Source organism: Zavarzinia aquatilis (assembly GCF_003173035.1).
GTDB classification, from domain to species: Bacteria; Pseudomonadota; Alphaproteobacteria; order Zavarziniales; family Zavarziniaceae; genus Zavarzinia; species Zavarzinia aquatilis.
The window spans coordinates 14622-29843 of the sequence record NZ_QGLE01000005.1 but is presented as its reverse complement, the minus strand read 5'-3'; the positions used below and the strand labels follow the sequence as shown (position 1 = coordinate 29843).

The following is a 15222-nucleotide window of genomic DNA, read 5'->3' as shown; positions in this document are numbered from 1 at the left end:
TCAGACGGTGACGGTCGCCGCGAGGCCGCGGCCGTAACTCGCCGAGACCTGAAAGACCCGCAGCACGACGGCCGCGGGCACCCAGCCGAAATCATCGGTCGCCTGGGCGGCGGTATAGACCGCCTGTGCGGCGCTGGCGGCGATGGTGCGAACCACGCCGGGGCCGGCGCCGTCGAGAATGTCGACTTCATAGGCTTCGCGCTCCTCGGACAGCGGCGTGTCGGTGCCATCGGCCCAATGTCCGCCTCGACGGGTTCGCCGTATCCAGGTCAGCGAGAGATTGCCCACGGCGTCGCGGCGCCCCGTGACATGACAGGGAGCGAGCGGACGCAGCCCGATGGCCCGGGCGATGAAATCGGCAGCGTCCCACGCGGGATCGGTGTAGGGAAGACCGGCAGGCCCAAAGCGATAGTGCCAGGCCACGTTGCGCGCGCTGGCCGGAAGGTCGAGCGGCCGCAGCGCCCGGTCGAGCAGGACCACCGGCGCCCCGGCGGGTAGCGGCGCGCGCATCGCCTGCTCGGTCCCGAGACGCCCGCGCAGCAGCCCCGTCAGGTCGTAGAGCCGGCTGCCACGCGGCATCGCCACGGCGAACTGGAGGATTTCCCACTCGCCGTCACCATTCTGCACGGCGATGGCATTGGCGCGGCCGGCCAGCAGGCTTTCCCTCGGCTGGCTCGACAGCGCGCCCGAGAACAGATTGACACCGAGGACATTCCCTTCGTCCCAGTAATCCGTCGGACCGTCGTAGAGATCGTAGGTGGTCAGGCCGATGGTGGCCGACGCCGCGAGCTGCGTGTTCGGGGCGAAGCTCTCGCCAGTCGCCGAGGCCATGACCGAAATCGTCACCGCCGGAGTCGACGAAGCCGCCACATAGGGCAAGTGCTCCGCCACCGTCTCGTCGATCACCGGCAGGTCGAGAAAGCTCAGGGCCAGCCCGACCGGATCGGGCAGACGGTCGATCCGCTCCGGACGGCCGCCAGCAAGCGCCAGCCGATGGGCCGCCGGCTCGACCGCCGTCGCCTCGAGCCGCCGCGCCCCATCGTCAGCGATCCGGCCGAGCGCGACTGTGTGGCTCGATCGCGGCAGAGCGAGCACCACCGTATCCCCCGGATCGAGCGCGAGGGCCGAAGGCGGCAGGGTGAAACGGGCGCTGTCGCGGCCAATCCAGGCTTCAGACAACAGGCGATCGGCGCAATCCCGCGCCTGCGCGTCATCCATGACGAAGGGCAAGGCAATCTCGCGCCGGCCCCGGGCGACGCCGCCGAGGCGGCGCGAGGTGACGGTGGTCTGGCGATAATCGCGCGCGACATCGACGAAGCCGACCACGACTTCGGACGGCAGATCGGTTTCCTGTGCCCGCGTGACCGTGAAATCGCCCGCGTCTTCGGCCACGAGGTCACCCGCTTGCAGCGTCAGCACGGCATCGTCGCCGCGATGGCGAAAGCGCAGGCGCCCGCCCGTTTCGGCGACATCGAGCCCATAGGCGTTCATCAACGCCTCCAGCTCGGCACGGGGCGACAGCGGACGGTCGCGCAGGTAACCGGGCACGACCCCACGCAGGGTGCTGACGTCGACATCTGCCGCCGCAAGCCCGACCCGGGCGCAGATCGAAAGGACGAGGCCGCCGAGATCGGCAAGGCCGACCTTGCCGTTCAGCCAGTGTCCAAGCGGCCAGAGGTCGCCGTCGCCCCAGAAATCGCCCCGTGCCGGCCAGGCCGGAAAGGGCCGCGCATCCCAGGTCCAGACCGCGATCGCCTGCACCATGCGCCCGCCATAGACCGGCGACAGCGGGTTGGTGGGCACGTCAGGCCCAAAGTGACGCAGCCAGGCTTCGAGGCCGGCCCGCTGGACGAGATCGTCGCGCGTACCGGCCGAGAAATGGGGCAAGGCGGATTCCGAAGACTTCGGATCGTAGAAGACATTGGGCTGGTTGGTGCCTCGGTCGATGCTGGGAATGCCCAGTTCCGTGAACCAGATCGGCTTCGCCATGGGCACATAAGCGGTGGGCGAAGCGGCTTCGATGCCGCCTGTCCGTTCATGATGAAAGTTCGACCACCAGGCGCGGATATCCTTCGGCCGGAATACCCAGGGCTTGCCATATGCGCCGTCGGCTATCGGCGAGCGGAGCTGCGCCACGCGGTCCGCCTCGCTGGCGTAATACCAGTCGAAGCGTTCCCCACCCTCGATATTCGCGTCGAGATAATCGGGATCGTAGGGTCCGCTCCACCCAGCCTGCCGGTCGAGGTGATCCTCCCCATCCCGCCAGTCCGACAGGGGCAGATAATTGTCGATGCCGATGGCGTCGATGGCCGCGTCCGCCCATAGCGGATCGAGATGGAAACGGACATCGCCGCCCGCCGGTTGATGGCCGAAATACTCGGTCCAGTCGGCGGCATAGGTCAACGCGACAGCGCCCCCGAGAATGGCCCGGCAATCGCTGGCAAGCGCACGCAGCACATTGACGAAAGGGTAATTGCCCCCGTCATCGCGCAATGTGGTCAGGCCCCGCAGCTCCGAGCCGATCACGAAACCGGTCACGGCACCCGGCGCGATGGCATTCACAGCCGCCGCCAACCGGGCATAATGCAGCACCAGGCGCCGGAAGGACCATTCGTCCGGCCCGCTGTAACCGCAAACGACGATGTTGGCGGTCGAAACGGATACGGAAACCTGCTCCCGCGTCGCGCTGCCGGCAAAGCTGGCGATTTCAGCCAGGACCGCCGCCGTCCCATCGGGTGTGCCGGCATGTCCGGGCGCGATCGAGGCGGTGATACGGCCGCGCCAGGGATAGGCCGGTTGCCCCACGCCCGCACCATGATCGGACCAGGGATCGGGCAACTCATTGTCCGCCGGCACATCCATGAAGACGAAGGGATAGAGCACGACGGTGTAACCCCGTGCTTTCAGCTCGCGGATCGCGCGGACGACGGATTCATCCGACGGCGTGCCGCCATAGGCCAGACGCCCGTCGTAAGCACTGGTCGAGACCACGGCGGCGGCGGCGCGCCCCAGGGTATGGACCCGCCAGGCAACGGCGGTCCTGCCGGCAAAGGTCGCCTTCACCGTCTTGTCGACCTTGGGACGGATCTGGCAATGCCCGGCGCGCAGGTCGTCGCCATACCAGCCGACGACGAGGAAGACCTTGCGCACTTCAGGCAGGCTCGCCGCGAGATCGTCGAGGGCGGGCAGAATGTCGGCCCGCGCGTCGCCTCCGCTGCGGTTCTGCGGCCCCTGCGCGCCCGCCGCGCTGTCGGCGCTGCCCGTGGTGATCACCCTTGTGTCGTAGGCGAATTCGCCACTGCCCGGGATCAGGGTGACGGCCTCGATCAACGATTCGAGCGGCGTGCCGGTCACCGGCGGCACCCGCCGGCACACCTCGAACACCAGCTGGGGCAGCCGGTTGCCATAGGCAGCCAGCGGCAGATCCTCGAACACGACATAGGCAGTCCCGCGATAGGCCGGCACCCGCCCCGTGCCCTCGATCCCCTCGATCAGCGGATCAGGATCCTGCGTATCGTCGCCCGGATAGACGCGCCAGGTGACATTGGTCAGGTCCATCGGCTTGCCGTCGGCCCAGATGCGCCAGACCCGGTCGACCGGCCCCTCGCACAGGCCGACGGCGAAATTGCCGTAGTAACTATAGGTGGTCACTTCGCTGCGCGTGCCGCCACCGCCTTTGCCGCCGCCGCTGCTTTCGGTGCTGGCCTCCTCGCGGAACCGGCTGGCCCAGATCACCTGACCGGACAGGCGCAGGCGCCCGGCCATTTCCGGCAGGGGCGCGCCTTCGGTCGACGTCTGGATTGTCGTTTCGGAAAGGCGAGGTCCTTCCCGGCTCACGGTCGTGCCGAAAAGCTGACTGTCGACATAGGATCCGGCGACGGAGGCAGCGACAGCCGCAGCCGCGACCAGCCACTGGGGCCCGCCCGCGGTCAGCGCGCTCGCCGCCGTGGTCAGAACGAGGGTTGCCATGGCTCACATCTCCGCCGGGAACCGGAAGGCATAGCGCAAGCGGCCGCGCCACCAGGGGACGATCGACACTTCGGCGACCGGATGAAGGTTGATGGCGTGAACCATGCGCCGCGCCTCCACCTTCACCGCGCAGTGACGCGCCGGAGCGTGAGGCTGATAGGCGAAGAGCAGCACGTCGCCCGGACCTGCCGCGCCGGTGTCGATGGCGATCAGGTGCCGGGCCGCCGCCTCGGCCAGGGTTTCACGCCCGCTTGCCTCGGCCCAGTCGGGACTATAGGCGGGCGGAATTTCCGGTTCCCGCCCATAAAGCTCGCGCCAGATGCCCCGGACGAGACCGAGGCAATCACACCCAATCCCCTTCAGGCTGGCCTGGTGGGCATAAGGCGTGCCGATCCAGCCCCGCGCCGCCGCGACCACGCGTTCAGAACAGGCTGCTGCCGTCATTGCCGCCTCCCTTGACCGGATAGGACAGGATGAAGTCATTGCCCGGAATATGCGGAAAGCCGCCGAAATTGGGCGCATTCACGAACCGGTCGCGACAGGTCGCGAACTTCCGGTCGCAGCCGAGAGTAATCCGCGCCGTATCGCCCACCGTCACTGCCCGCGCTGGCGGTAACAGCAGGGTGAGAACGTCGCCGACATGGCGCAGGATTTCCGCGCTCAGCCCCTCGTTGGCACCGCCGGTCCAAACCAGACGGCCATTGGCGAACGCCCCCGCTGCGAAACCGCCGATGCCGGAAACCGCGAAGCTCATGCGGCTGGCGACCATGGTCACGGCGATATCGGCAAGGCGTCCAGCCGCCGTCAGGTCGATACCGCAGCGGGCATCGCCCAGGGTCCAGGCGCAACCCCGCTCGAAACTGCGGCCGCAGCTCTGATCGAGCCGGTGGGCGAGGCCGCGCAATTCGGCCGAAAAGCCGCCTCTGCCCCGCCTTACCTCGCCGATATGGCCCCGGCGCAGCAGCACGCGCTGCGTCACATCCTGCCAGTTGACGAGGTAGAGAAGGCATTCCGCGTCATCGTAGCGCCCCTCGGCCAGATCGGCCTCGGTGATCGCGTCGGCGCGGAGCGCGCCCTCGACATCGAGGTTGGAGACGGCGAGACCCGGCAGGCTTTCCATCGCGCTGGGCGTGAAGCCGCTGTCGGCCCGGTGAACGATGTCGTCGAACACGAGGTCGCGGTCATGATCGGTGAATCCGAAGGTGACGCCATCCCGTCGCGTCAGGCGCCAGCAGCGGGCAAGCGTGGTCACGCCTCCGGCAATATGGTCGGCAAGACCGGGCGGCAGTTCCTTCATGACAGCACCTCGATCAAGGGGATGGAGGGCACCTGCCCCGCCCGGAAATCGGCGAGGGAAACGGACAACTGGTCGATGTCGAAGCGCACCGGCGTATCGAATTCAAAGCCGGCGGTGATAGATGCGCCGGCCGACGGGGCGTCGGAAAAAGTAATGATCCCCGTTGCAAGATCGACGCTGGCGTCCGGCGCGGTCACGGCCGCGCCGTCGACCGCGAGAAGCACGGTCCCCGCAACCGGCTTGACGATTGTCCGGACGTGGGCGGAAGGGCCGGAGACATAGCGTTTGACCAGCGGGAACTGGAGCCTGGCGCCGTCACCCGTGGCGATGATCTGGTCAGTCATGGCGGGGGCCATCAAGGGTGGACAGGATTTCCAGTCCAGCCAGTCGCGAAAGCGAAAAGCGTGGAGCTTTCCGCCCCGCGCCTCGAAGAACTCAATGACGGCATGGAGATCGTCGTCGGAGCGAAGACCAAGGCCCGCGTCGTAGCGGCGCCGCGATCCGGCCCAGAGCGCGTTGCGCTCCTCCCGGCCACTGGCCAGCGTCACCACGTCGACCCGCCTCATCGGTCCGCCGGCCGTGCCAAGGGCGACGGAAAGCGGAAAGCGCACATCGTGAAAGCTCATGGCGTCCTCAAGCGTAACGGCGGGCGGCACCGAGCGCGCGGGTGATGGCGGCGCTCACCTGCCCCTGGCTGCGGCGAAAGCCCTCGATATCGGGGGTTGAAATATTGACTGTCACCCTTGGCATCGCGGCGGCGGCGGATGCGAGGCCCGGCTCGATGCTGCCCGCGCCTTCGGGCAGGAACAGCTCCGGCCCCTGCTCGCCGACGACATAGGCCCGGCCAGCCGCGACCGGGCCGCCACTGGCGCGAAAGCCGCCGAACAGGCCGCCGATCAGCGACAGCAGATCGCCTCCCCAAGCTCCGCCAGCACCACCGCCTGCGCTGCCGCCGGAATCGCCCGTCAGACTGCCCAGCGCCGCCGACAGCGAACGGTCGACAGCGAGATCGGACAGGCGCAGCACCATGCGCGACAGGACGTCGTCCCATTCGACCTCCGCCCCCGACAGCGCATCGACCAGGGATTTGCGGATGGTGCGCGAAACGGTTTCCACGCCCGTGGCCAGCAGGTCGAAGCCGCCACCGCCTGCCTCGCCGGCCAACGCGGTGGCGAGATCGCCCGCAGCCTGACCCGCCATGCGCTCCGCCTCGGCGAAGGCGTCGCGCAAGGGGCTGAGTTCGGCCGCCAGTTCGACGGACAGACGCTCGATCACGGGCATGGCATTATCCTTGAAGGGTCAGGCGGGATTTCAGTTCGTCGAACTCGGCCCGGCGCATGGGCGTGGGGCGCCCCGCGCGGGACATCAGCGCCCGGGCGGCGATTGCCTGGATCAGATCGCGCGGGGTGGCGGCCCAGGCGGCGTCAGGCCCCCAGCCAAAGAGCGCGGTACACAGGCCCGCCGCCACCGCCACCCCGCCGATCACAAAGGGTTGGGCACCTCCCGGTCCGGCGCCAGCGCCGCCGCGAGCAGGGCGGCGCAAGCGGGCGCGACAGTCAGAAAGCCGGTGTCGATCACCAGCTGACCGACCGACTCCCCGCCCTGACCCGCCGCCTTCAGTGCGGGCACCAGCACGGCGACGACGTCGCGAAGACCGTAACTGCCGTCGAGAAAGCGCCGGGCCAGCGGCACGAGGCCGCAGCCGGCCATGACCTCGGTCTCGGCCAGGGCGGCGAAACTCGGGCGCAGGCGATAGACCTGCCCGCCGAGCGTGACCGACACCTCGCCCCGATGGGGGTTTGCGAAATCGCTCATCGTGGCCTCACGCGAAAGTGACCGCGCCGGCGGATTCGAGGGTAATGGTGAAGGTCTCTTCCCCGTCGTGATTACCAGCGTAGTCAAGAGCGGTGATCAGGCAGGGCGCGGTGACGGTGGAGCCGTCGCCCCGCGTGATGCGCCAGTTGCGCCGGGTGCGGCCCATGAACAGGCTGCGCGCCGTGTCGTGGGCACTGCCGCTGTCGAAGACCCCCGCGCCCGAAAAGGTGAAGGACTGGATGCCCGCGCCATCCAGCAACTCGCGCTGGCCCGCCGAATCCTTGTTCGTGGTCTCGACCGGTTTCAGCCGCGCCTTCAGCCCGGTAGAGCGCAGGCCCGCGATGGTGACATAGGCGCCCGCGCCGGTGGTATCGACCCGCAGAAGGAACAGGTCGCCGCGTTGCTTGCTCATTGAAGGACTCCGTTCAATAGGGATCGACGGCTTCGGTCACGACGCGCAGGCGCATGACACCATGGGCGGTCACGCCGTCCTCGTCGTCGAGGATGGTGGAAAAGGCGACGCGCAAGATCACGCAGCGATGCGGCGCCGCGAGGCTCAGCGGCTGGCGGTGCAGGGCATCGGCCAGGGCGGCGAGGATGCGCTTCGCCTCGGCCCGGCCGCGATAGCGCGACCAGACGTGTAGCGTCACCTCGTGGCGCTGGCCGCCCCTCGTGGCGCTGTCGTCGGCGGTCACTGCCGCCTCGCCGATGACGACATGGGGAAAGCCGCCGGCTTCTGGCCTCCGGTCGTGCAGCCGGTCGCCGATCAGAAGGCTCAAGGGTGCATGGCCGGCCAGCCGCGCGAAGAGCGCCGTCTGCACGGCGAGCGAGGCGTCAGGTATCATCGGCGATCGCCTCCTTCAGGGCGGCAGCCATCGCGCCGGCAAGATCTGTTCCGGCCATCGCCTCGGACAGGCGCGGCCGCGCCCCTTGCGCCGCCGTGCCGAATTCGCGGGCCAGCGCCCTGGCGGACAGGGTGATGCGGCGGGTCTCGCCCGCCCCCTCCACCTCGCCACCGAGCTTGCCCGCCAGGGCTTCCGCCCGCGCCTCGACGACGGCGGCCGCCCGATCCCCGATCCGGGTCATGAGACCGGCGAAGCTCATTGTCCCGCCCCTTCCCGTGCCAGCAGCACCATGTAATCGCGGCGCGGCCGCGGCAGGATGGCGAGGATGTCGAGCACCCGGCCCCGCCAGACCAGGCGCCAGTCGGACGAAAGGTCGTCGCGGGCGCGCAGGGTGATGCGCCAGTTCACCTCGGCCCGGCGGGCGTCGGCTTCCACCGGCTCGCTGCCGGTCGTGGCCTCGACCTCGGCCCAGACCTCGGGCAGCGCATCGACCGGCAGCCAGCTCAGGCTGCCGCCGCCCGCGCCGTCATCGCCCAGCACCGGCCGCTCGAAGGCGATCCGCTCGCGCAGGCGCCCGATCACAGCCGCACCACGCGGTAAGGTGCCCACAACGCCTCGACCCCGAGCGGCAGGGGCCGCAGCCCCTCGCCCCCTGCCTCGCGGCTCTCGAACAGATGGCCGACCAGCAGGGCCATGCCCCGGCGGATCGGCTCGGGCACGTCGGCACCGGCATTGCCATAGCCCGCCGTGTAATCGACCACGAGGCCATTGACGCAGCGCCCGGGCGACGGCGTCGCCGTGCCCGCGCGCAGGACCAGCCTTCCGGGCGTCGCCACACGGTCGGCCAGCCATGTGCCGGGGTCGAGGACATGGGGCGTGTCATCCTCGTCGAAGCCCGTCACGGCCGACACCTCGAACAGCGGCGGCCTGGGCAGGTCGACCGCCCGTCGCCCGGGCGGCCAGCGGTCCAGCCACAGGCGAAAGCCCTGACGGATCAGGGCCCGGCCCAGATGCGCCTCCGCCATCTGGCGCGCGGCGAGGATCAGGGCGGCGACGAGGCCGTCCTCGGCATCGGTGTCGAGGCGGAGGTGCAGCCGCGCCTCCGCCAGCGACAGGGGCTCGACCGCGGGGGCCGAGACGCGTTCGAGACCCGCCATGGTCAGACGCCCTGACGCGCGCCGCGGCCACGCAGGACCGCGATGGCCGTCGCCGCCCCCGTGGTCGCGCCGGCCACCGTCAGCTTGGGCCGCAGGTAACGGCCGGTGCCGATGTAACCGACCTGCTGCACCGTGTTGGCCCCGGCGCCGCTGGCGACGGCGGCGAAGCTGCCCGCCATGTCACCCGCCGCGACCGCGGCATAGGAGACGCCGTCGGTCGAGGCTTCGAGGGAGGGGGTATGCGTCCCGTCGGTATAGGCGCCGAAATGGACGATCACGCTCGCGGCATCGAAGCCGCGCAGGTCGATGGCGCTGCCCGTCGCGGTCGCGTTGCGGACGGCGGGGGCGAGCGACGGGCTGGCGTCGACATTGGTCTTCAGATCGCGGATGGTCATGTTTTGTTCTCCCGCTCAGGCGCCGAACTTCAGCAGCTTGATGGCGTCGAAATCGAGCACGTCGCCGCCGACGCGCTTGGTCGTGTAGAATTTCACCTGCGGCTTGGCGGTGTAGGGATCGCGCAGGGTACGGATGCCCTGACGGTCGACCACGGCGTAACCCTCGCGGAAATTGCCGAAGGCGATGGACAGGCTGTTCGCGCCGATGGCCGGCATGTCCTCGGCCTCGACCACCGGATAGCCGAGCAGGCTGGCCGGGCTGCCGGCGGCAAGGCCCGGCTGCCACAGATACTGACCCGAACTGGTGTCCTTCAGCTTGCGCACCTCGGCCGCGGTCGCCCGCGCCATGACAAAGCGGGCCCCGGCGCGGAAGCCCGCCTTCAGGGCATAGGTCAGGCCGATCAGGACATCGCCCGGATTGGCGGCGGCGAAGGCGCCGGAGGTGCCGGTCGGGACATGCTGCAGCGTGCCCCAGGGCCGCGAGGCATCGGCCGTCGCCGCCGTCGCATAGGTGATGAAACCGCGCGGGGTGCCAACACCGCTGCCGGCGACGAAGGCCGCGTTCTCCGCCCGGCCCATCTTCTCGGCGAGTTTCTGGGCCAGCCAGGCCTCGACGTCGAAACTGGCGTCGTCCAGCAGTTTTTGCGACACACGGGGTTCCGCGTAAAGCTCGTGCACCGGAATGCGCCACAGACCGATCTGCGGCGTCGCCGTCTCGGCCCGGGCCTCGCTCTCGCCGACCCAGCCGGTCGCGGTCTCGCCGAGGTCGAGCATCCCCTCGACCGCGTCGGCCGTGATGGTCATGACCGAGGCGATCTGGCGGATCGGGCTCGTTTCCTGCAGGCGGGCAACGATCCGCTCCGCCATCTCGGCGGCGACGAGATAGCCACCGTCGGGATCGGAGGCGACGCTCATCGCCTTTTTCTCGAGGGCGGGCAGTTCGTGGTCGATGCCCTTGCGCAGGAAGGCGGAAAAGGCCGCGGCATGGGCGCTTTCGGCGGCGCCACGGCCCGCTTTCGCCCCGTTGCCCGGGCGCGCCAGCGCGGTTTCGATGGCGGTGACGTGATCGCTCAGCCGGCCGACCTCGGCGTTCAGCCGGTCGACGGTCTCGATGGTCACGACATCGGCCCGGCCCTTCTTCTCGATATCGGCGAGACGGCGGTCGTTCTCCGCCCGGAAGGCGGTGAAGACCCGGGCGAGGTCGTCGGTGGCGCTGTGCATGGTGGCAAGATCGGTCATGCGTGGTCCTTTCAGGGCCGAAGGGCCGCCGCCGCGCGGCGGAGGTTACTGACGATGGCCTGGCTCAGCCCCGCTTCATCGGGCCGGGCGGCCTTGACCCAGGCGATGCGCGCCGCCTCGTTGGCGGGCAGGGTGACGAGACTGATTTCATGCAGGGTGAGCGTCTTCAGCAGGCGGGCCCCGTCGCCCGCCACCCCGGCCGCCACGGTCGAATAGCCGATGGAGAGGCCGTCGAGCGCGCCAAGGCGCAGGAGCGCCAGCGCCTCCCGCCCGCGCGCGGTTTCCAGCGACAGACGGCCCTCGACGAGAAGGCCGGTCTCGTCTTCCTCGACGCGGTCGAAACGGCCGATGGGTTCAGCCATGTCGTGTTGCCACAGGAAAGGCGGCAAGGCCTTGCGCCGCCGCCAGTCGCCGAGGCTGGCGGCGAAGGCACCGGGCAGCACCCGGTCGCCCTGCGCGTCGGTCACGGCGAAGACGCTGGCATAGCCGGCGAAACTGCCGTCCGGGGCGAGGCGCTTCAACTGGCGGCCGCTCGGCCGGCCGACCTCGAACATCTCCATGCGTTACTCCTTCGTCGCGAGGGGGGCGTAACCGAGGGCGGCGCGGCGCTCGTCGGGGGTGAGATCGGCGGCGCCCGCGACCTTGGCCCAGCGTTCGGCCCGGCGCGGCTCCAGCGCCGGCACTTCGTCGAGATCGGGCTCGAGCACGGCGATGCCAAAGCCGGCGCCAAAAGCCCGCGCGAAGGCCCGGGCGATTCTCTGCGCCAGCGGCACCACCGTGTCTTCGTAGAGCGCCAGCCGGGCCTCGGCGTAATTGGCGTAGGTCTGCGCGTCGGGCACGCCGACCAGCTGCGGCGGTACCCCGAAGGCAAGGGCGATTTCCCGCGCCGCCGCGTTCCGCCCCTCGATCCAGTCCATCTCGGCCGGCGACAGGCTGAGCGGCTTCCAGTCGAGGCCGCCGTCGAGCAACAGGGGACGGCCAGCGTTGCGCGCGCCCTCGAACTGCTCGGCGATGTCCGCCTTCAGGCGCTCGAACTGTTCGTCGGCCAGTACCGCCGGTCCGTCCTTCGGCTGATAGACAAGCGCGCCGGAGGGCCGCGCCGCATTGTCGAGCAGGGCCTTGTTCCAGCTGCCCGCGGCATTGTGCTGGTCGATCGCCTGCGCCGCGGCCTCCAGCGCCGGCAGGCCATGCCAGTCGTCGAGCGGATGGAATGTCTTCAGATGCAGGATGGCCGAGGCGCCGGTGACCGGATCGACCGGCACGAAGCGCGTCTCTTCCCCCTCGCGGCAATCGAAGCCGGCGGGAATGCCGCCGGGGCCGGGCCGCACCGCCACCCGGTCGGGACGCAGCAGGTGCAATTCGCGCGGCCGCCCGGGCGGGCCGACCGCCTCGACATAGGCATTGCCGGCGATCAGCAGTTGCGCCGCCAGCGCCTCGCGGAAGGCGGCGCCCTCGTCGCGCGGGTTGGGCCGCTGCATCAGCCGCTCAAAAGCGGGCGAGGACACCTCGGCCCCGGCCCCATCCCGCGCGATCCAGGGAATGGCGGCGACCGAGCGGGACACCAGGCTGACCGCGCGGTGCACCACGACATTGCGGACATAGCCTTCGTCCGCCAGCGTCTCGTAACGCCGGGCGGTCCAGCGGGTGCCAGATGGCGCGGCCCAGCCGACCAGCGCCCGGCCCCGCGGCGCCGCCTTCTGCAAGGGCGCCGGGGCGATCAGACGGCGCAGGCGGGCCATCAGGCCGGGCGTTTGCGCCGGCCTGTTCGCGTGTTCGGTCATGGCGTTACAGTCTCCGCAGTCGGGGGGCGGACGGGATCGGCCCGTCCATGAGATCGGTCAGGGCCCAGACCAGGGCATCGACCCGGTCGCACGGCCCTTCCGGGCCATGGCTGGTGAAGCGGCACATCTGGTCCTCGAGGGTGGCGAGACCCGACAGGTGGCGGACCCGCCCCTGTTCGTAGAGGGCGGCGATGGGCTCGGCCCGCACCGCCTTGCCCCGTGTCGCGCGAACGGCGCGGTAAGGCACGGCCGGGTCGAGGGTGCGAACCAGGGATTCGACCAGATCGCCGCCCTGATTGATTTCCGCGACCAGCCGGTCGGCCCGGTGGCGGCGGAAGGCGTCGATGGCGGCCCGCGCCCATTGGATGGGCGGATGCCGGCCCGACAGGTCGTCGAGCACGACCGCGCTGCCATCGGCGCGCCGTCCGGCGACGATGACGCCGGTCTCCGCCCCCTCGCCCTCCCCGGCGGCGCCGACCGCGGGGTCGATGCCGACGACGATGCGGGTGAAATCTGCGGGCGCCACCGCCAGCCGGCACAGGTCGAGGCCGGCGCGGGTCCACAGGGCGCCCGGCACGTCGTCGATCACCTCGGCGTGCAATTCCTGCCGGCCGAGGCGCGTGCCCTGATAGCGCCGCACCACCTCGGCGAGGAAGCCGGGCGCGAGATTGGCCCAATTATCGAAGGTGGAGCCGCGCGTCACCCGCACCTTGGGATCCTGCAGCAGGCCCCGGATCAGGCGCCCCGGCGCCGGCGTTGTCGTCGCCAGCCAGCGCGGGGCCTTGCCGAGGCGCAGGCCAAGCAGCAATTGATCCCAGGCATCGGCGTCGCGCCATTTGCACAATTCGTCAGCCCAGGCCAGATCGTGCTGCGGCCCGCGCAACTGGCCCGGCCGCTCCGCCGAGAAGGCGGTGGCGATGGCGCCGTTCGGCCAGGTCAGCAGGCGTTTGGACGGCTCCCACAACGGCGTCATCGACGGCGGCGAAATGGCCAGAAGGCCGGATTCGCCCTCGATCATCACCCGGCGGACGTCACCGGCCGTCGCGCCGACCAGGGCGATGCGCCGCGCCCTTCCCGCCTCCACCTCCATCCGGACCCATTCGGCGCCGGCCCTCGTCTTGCCGAAACCACGCCCGGCCAGCACCAACCAGCCCAGCCAGTCGTCGCCCTCGGGCGGCAGCTGGCTCGTCCGTGCCCAGAAGCGCCAGTCATGGAACAGAACCTCGGCTTCACGCCGGCTCAGACCCTTCAGGAAGTCCGCCCGCGTCTCCGCCGACAGCGAGGCGAGCGAGGCGCTGCGAAAGCCGCTCGCGGATATCGGCGGCATCGGTCTCGTCATCGCCCGCCGTCATCCCCTGTTGGTCCAGTCCGAAAGCCTGGCGCTCCAGCCTGATCAGCTTCTCCGCCGTGCCGCCCAGGGCGCGGACGAGACCGGCCACGGTCTCCGCCCCGGCGGCGAAAGGCCCCTCGCCCGGCGGCCCGGCGGCCGAGAGGTGATCGCGCAGCGACTGCTGCACGAGGCCGAGCGTCTCGCGCAGGTCGCCGAGCAGGCGGCGGTGTTCCCGCGCCACTTCCAGCCCGCGCCGGGCGGCCAATTGCCTTTCGTCCTCGCGCGGGTCGCCGCGCACCCAGCCTTCGGCCGCCGCGCGCTTGCGCAGCGCGTAGTCCGTCAGGCCGTAGGTGGCGGCGATTTCCGACAGGAACAGCTGGCCGAGGCGGTATTCCCGCTCCACGGCCAACCAGTCGATGACATCGCTCTGGATCATCGCCAATTCCGGAATGTAGTGATTATGTACCCATAATGTGCACAATGCGCACAGAAGTCAAGCGGATTCTGTCGCCACCCGCGCACGCAGGGCGTCGATCGCCTCGATCACCGCCGCCGGAAACTCCATCGGGATGAAATGGCTGGAGCCGGGCACCCGGGCAATCGCGGCTTTCGGCTGCAGGGCCTGCAGGGCGGCGGCGCCCTTGGCCCCCAGGGTCGACTGATGCTCGGCATAAAGTACCGAGACCGGGCATTTCACCCGGGCAACGCGGCGCCAGAACGACAGGCCGATGGTGGAAAAGGTCTTGGCCTCCCAGGCCGGGCTGCAGGACAAACGCACGCTGCCATCCGGATTGTCGAAGGTGCCGCCCTCGACATAGGCTTCGAGAAAGCCCGGCCCCCAGGTCTTGAAGGCCCCCTTGCCGCCATAGGCCTTCACCATCACCGCGCGGGACGGCCAGACGTCCTTGCGCTTCGACGCCCGCTCGGCCAGCGGCAGACGGTGCGAAAGGCCAGCGAGCCGGGCCAGGGCGAAGGCCGGCGCGGCGACGCGCGGCACGACCGCCGGGTCGATCAGCAACAGACCGGCGGCAAGTTCGGGATGCAGCGCCGCCAGTTCGGCGCTGACCGCCCCGCCCATGGAATGGCCGACCAGAATCGCCTTCTGGCCGAAGCCCTGAAGGATGGGCACCAGATCGTGGACATAGCGGGCCCAGGACTTGAGGCGCGACGCCTGCGCCGGCACCGTCGACAGTCCATGGCCGCGCAGGTCGACCGCGCGAACCGTGTAGCGCTCGGCCAGCACTTCCAGCAGCGCCCGATAGGTCTCGGCGTTCATGCCGGTCGCATGGGCAAGATGGACGAGCGGCGCGCGGCCCAGCTCAGGGCCGCCGGCCAGGCAGGAGAAGTGACCGTCCCCGGCCGGGATCTCGATACGGTGAAGCAGCGACAAAGGG

General features: G+C 70.0%; 19 protein-coding genes. All 19 read right to left on the bottom strand.

Annotated elements, in window-relative coordinates:
* From DKG74_RS09985 to DKG74_RS09895, 19 genes are read right to left on the bottom strand one after another with little or no spacing between them, the layout of a single operon-like run.
* Positions 1-3969 (bottom strand): baseplate multidomain protein megatron, encoded by a 3969-nt coding sequence (locus DKG74_RS09985; protein WP_109905284.1) that lies wholly within the window; start codon positions 3967-3969, stop codon positions 1-3.
* Positions 3970-3972: 3 nt separating this feature from the next.
* On the bottom strand, positions 3973-4413 hold the full coding sequence (locus DKG74_RS09980) for an NlpC/P60 family protein (RefSeq protein WP_109905282.1): 441 nt from the start codon (positions 4411-4413) through the stop codon (positions 3973-3975).
* A complete protein-coding gene (locus DKG74_RS09975; protein WP_109905280.1) occupies positions 4391-5266 on the bottom strand; it encodes a DUF2163 domain-containing protein in 876 nt (291 codons plus the stop codon). The genes DKG74_RS09980 and DKG74_RS09975 overlap by 23 nt, the downstream gene beginning before the upstream one ends.
* On the bottom strand, positions 5263-5892 hold the full coding sequence (locus tag DKG74_RS09970; RefSeq protein ID WP_109905742.1) for a DUF2460 domain-containing protein: 630 nt from the start codon (positions 5890-5892) through the stop codon (positions 5263-5265). Before DKG74_RS09970 ends, DKG74_RS09975 begins: the two co-directional genes overlap by 4 nt.
* A gap of 7 nt (positions 5893-5899) precedes the next feature.
* The gene (locus DKG74_RS09965) at positions 5900-6547 is read right to left on the bottom strand and encodes a tail tape measure protein (protein ID WP_109905278.1); all 648 of its coding nucleotides are present in this window, start codon (positions 6545-6547) and stop codon (positions 5900-5902) included.
* A gap of 4 nt (positions 6548-6551) precedes the next feature.
* On the bottom strand, positions 6552-6752 hold the full coding sequence (locus DKG74_RS09960; RefSeq protein WP_165837622.1) for a phage tail assembly chaperone: 201 nt from the start codon (positions 6750-6752) through the stop codon (positions 6552-6554).
* A complete protein-coding gene (locus tag DKG74_RS09955; RefSeq protein ID WP_109905274.1) occupies positions 6749-7081 on the bottom strand; it encodes a gene transfer agent family protein in 333 nt (110 codons plus the stop codon). Before DKG74_RS09955 ends, DKG74_RS09960 begins: the two co-directional genes overlap by 4 nt.
* Before the next feature lie 7 nt (positions 7082-7088).
* Positions 7089-7493 (bottom strand): phage tail tube protein, encoded by a 405-nt coding sequence (locus DKG74_RS09950; protein ID WP_109905272.1) that lies wholly within the window; start codon positions 7491-7493, stop codon positions 7089-7091.
* A 13-nt stretch (positions 7494-7506) separates the two neighbouring features.
* The gene (locus tag DKG74_RS09945; protein ID WP_109905270.1) at positions 7507-7926 is read right to left on the bottom strand and encodes a DUF3168 domain-containing protein; all 420 of its coding nucleotides are present in this window, start codon (positions 7924-7926) and stop codon (positions 7507-7509) included.
* Positions 7916-8185: a hypothetical protein gene (locus tag DKG74_RS09940; protein WP_109905268.1), complete on the bottom strand. Its 270-nt coding sequence runs from the start codon at positions 8183-8185 to the stop codon at positions 7916-7918. Before DKG74_RS09940 ends, DKG74_RS09945 begins: the two co-directional genes overlap by 11 nt.
* Entirely contained in the window at positions 8182-8508 is a 327-nt protein-coding gene (locus DKG74_RS09935) for a phage head closure protein (RefSeq protein ID WP_165837621.1), read from the bottom strand. The genes DKG74_RS09940 and DKG74_RS09935 overlap by 4 nt, the downstream gene beginning before the upstream one ends.
* Positions 8505-9083 carry a head-tail connector protein gene (locus DKG74_RS09930; protein ID WP_109905264.1) on the bottom strand — a complete coding sequence of 193 codons (579 nt, stop codon included), beginning with the start codon at positions 9081-9083 and terminating at the stop codon, positions 8505-8507. The genes DKG74_RS09935 and DKG74_RS09930 overlap by 4 nt, the downstream gene beginning before the upstream one ends.
* Positions 9084-9085: 2 nt before the next feature.
* Positions 9086-9478: a hypothetical protein gene (locus DKG74_RS09925; protein ID WP_109905262.1), complete on the bottom strand. Its 393-nt coding sequence runs from the start codon at positions 9476-9478 to the stop codon at positions 9086-9088.
* Positions 9479-9493: 15 nt separating this feature from the next.
* A complete protein-coding gene (locus DKG74_RS09920; RefSeq protein ID WP_207779308.1) occupies positions 9494-10717 on the bottom strand; it encodes a phage major capsid protein in 1224 nt (407 codons plus the stop codon).
* Positions 10718-10728: 11 nt separating this feature from the next.
* Positions 10729-11277: an HK97 family phage prohead protease gene (locus DKG74_RS09915; RefSeq protein WP_109905260.1), complete on the bottom strand. Its 549-nt coding sequence runs from the start codon at positions 11275-11277 to the stop codon at positions 10729-10731.
* Positions 11278-11280: 3 nt separating this feature from the next.
* The gene (locus tag DKG74_RS09910) at positions 11281-12498 is read right to left on the bottom strand and encodes a phage portal protein (protein WP_109905258.1); all 1218 of its coding nucleotides are present in this window, start codon (positions 12496-12498) and stop codon (positions 11281-11283) included.
* Between the two features lie 4 nt (positions 12499-12502).
* A complete protein-coding gene (locus DKG74_RS09905) occupies positions 12503-13825 on the bottom strand; it encodes a DNA-packaging protein (RefSeq protein WP_109905256.1) in 1323 nt (440 codons plus the stop codon).
* A complete protein-coding gene (locus DKG74_RS09900; RefSeq protein ID WP_109905254.1) occupies positions 13728-14264 on the bottom strand; it encodes a hypothetical protein in 537 nt (178 codons plus the stop codon). Before DKG74_RS09900 ends, DKG74_RS09905 begins: the two co-directional genes overlap by 98 nt.
* A gap of 57 nt (positions 14265-14321) precedes the next feature.
* Entirely contained in the window at positions 14322-15218 is an 897-nt protein-coding gene (locus tag DKG74_RS09895; RefSeq protein WP_165837620.1) for an alpha/beta fold hydrolase, read from the bottom strand.
* Positions 15219-15222 lie beyond the last annotated feature (4 nt).

Coding starts and splice junctions, on each gene's coding strand:
- DKG74_RS09900 (WP_109905254.1), bottom strand. CDS start 14,264: ATGATCCAGAGCGATGTCATCGACTGGTTGGCCGTGGAGCGGGAATAC.
- DKG74_RS09905 (WP_109905256.1), bottom strand. CDS start 13,825: ATGCCGCCGATATCCGCGAGCGGCTTTCGCAGCGCCTCGCTCGCCTCG.
- DKG74_RS09940 (WP_109905268.1), bottom strand. CDS start 8,185: ATGAGCTTCGCCGGTCTCATGACCCGGATCGGGGATCGGGCGGCCGCC.
- DKG74_RS09910 (WP_109905258.1), bottom strand. CDS start 12,498: ATGACCGAACACGCGAACAGGCCGGCGCAAACGCCCGGCCTGATGGCC.
- DKG74_RS09975 (WP_109905280.1), bottom strand. CDS start 5,266: ATGAAGGAACTGCCGCCCGGTCTTGCCGACCATATTGCCGGAGGCGTG.
- DKG74_RS09920 (WP_207779308.1), bottom strand. CDS start 10,717: ATGACCGATCTTGCCACCATGCACAGCGCCACCGACGACCTCGCCCGG.
- DKG74_RS09965 (WP_109905278.1), bottom strand. CDS start 6,547: ATGCCCGTGATCGAGCGTCTGTCCGTCGAACTGGCGGCCGAACTCAGC.
- DKG74_RS09980 (WP_109905282.1), bottom strand. CDS start 4,413: ATGACGGCAGCAGCCTGTTCTGAACGCGTGGTCGCGGCGGCGCGGGGC.
- DKG74_RS09925 (WP_109905262.1), bottom strand. CDS start 9,478: ATGACCATCCGCGATCTGAAGACCAATGTCGACGCCAGCCCGTCGCTC.
- DKG74_RS09985 (WP_109905284.1), bottom strand. CDS start 3,969: ATGGCAACCCTCGTTCTGACCACGGCGGCGAGCGCGCTGACCGCGGGC.
- DKG74_RS09970 (WP_109905742.1), bottom strand. CDS start 5,892: ATGAGCTTTCACGATGTGCGCTTTCCGCTTTCCGTCGCCCTTGGCACG.
- DKG74_RS09955 (WP_109905274.1), bottom strand. CDS start 7,081: ATGAGCGATTTCGCAAACCCCCATCGGGGCGAGGTGTCGGTCACGCTC.
- DKG74_RS09930 (WP_109905264.1), bottom strand. CDS start 9,083: ATGGCGGGTCTCGAACGCGTCTCGGCCCCCGCGGTCGAGCCCCTGTCG.
- DKG74_RS09950 (WP_109905272.1), bottom strand. CDS start 7,493: ATGAGCAAGCAACGCGGCGACCTGTTCCTTCTGCGGGTCGATACCACC.
- DKG74_RS09945 (WP_109905270.1), bottom strand. CDS start 7,926: ATGATACCTGACGCCTCGCTCGCCGTGCAGACGGCGCTCTTCGCGCGG.
- DKG74_RS09915 (WP_109905260.1), bottom strand. CDS start 11,277: ATGGAGATGTTCGAGGTCGGCCGGCCGAGCGGCCGCCAGTTGAAGCGC.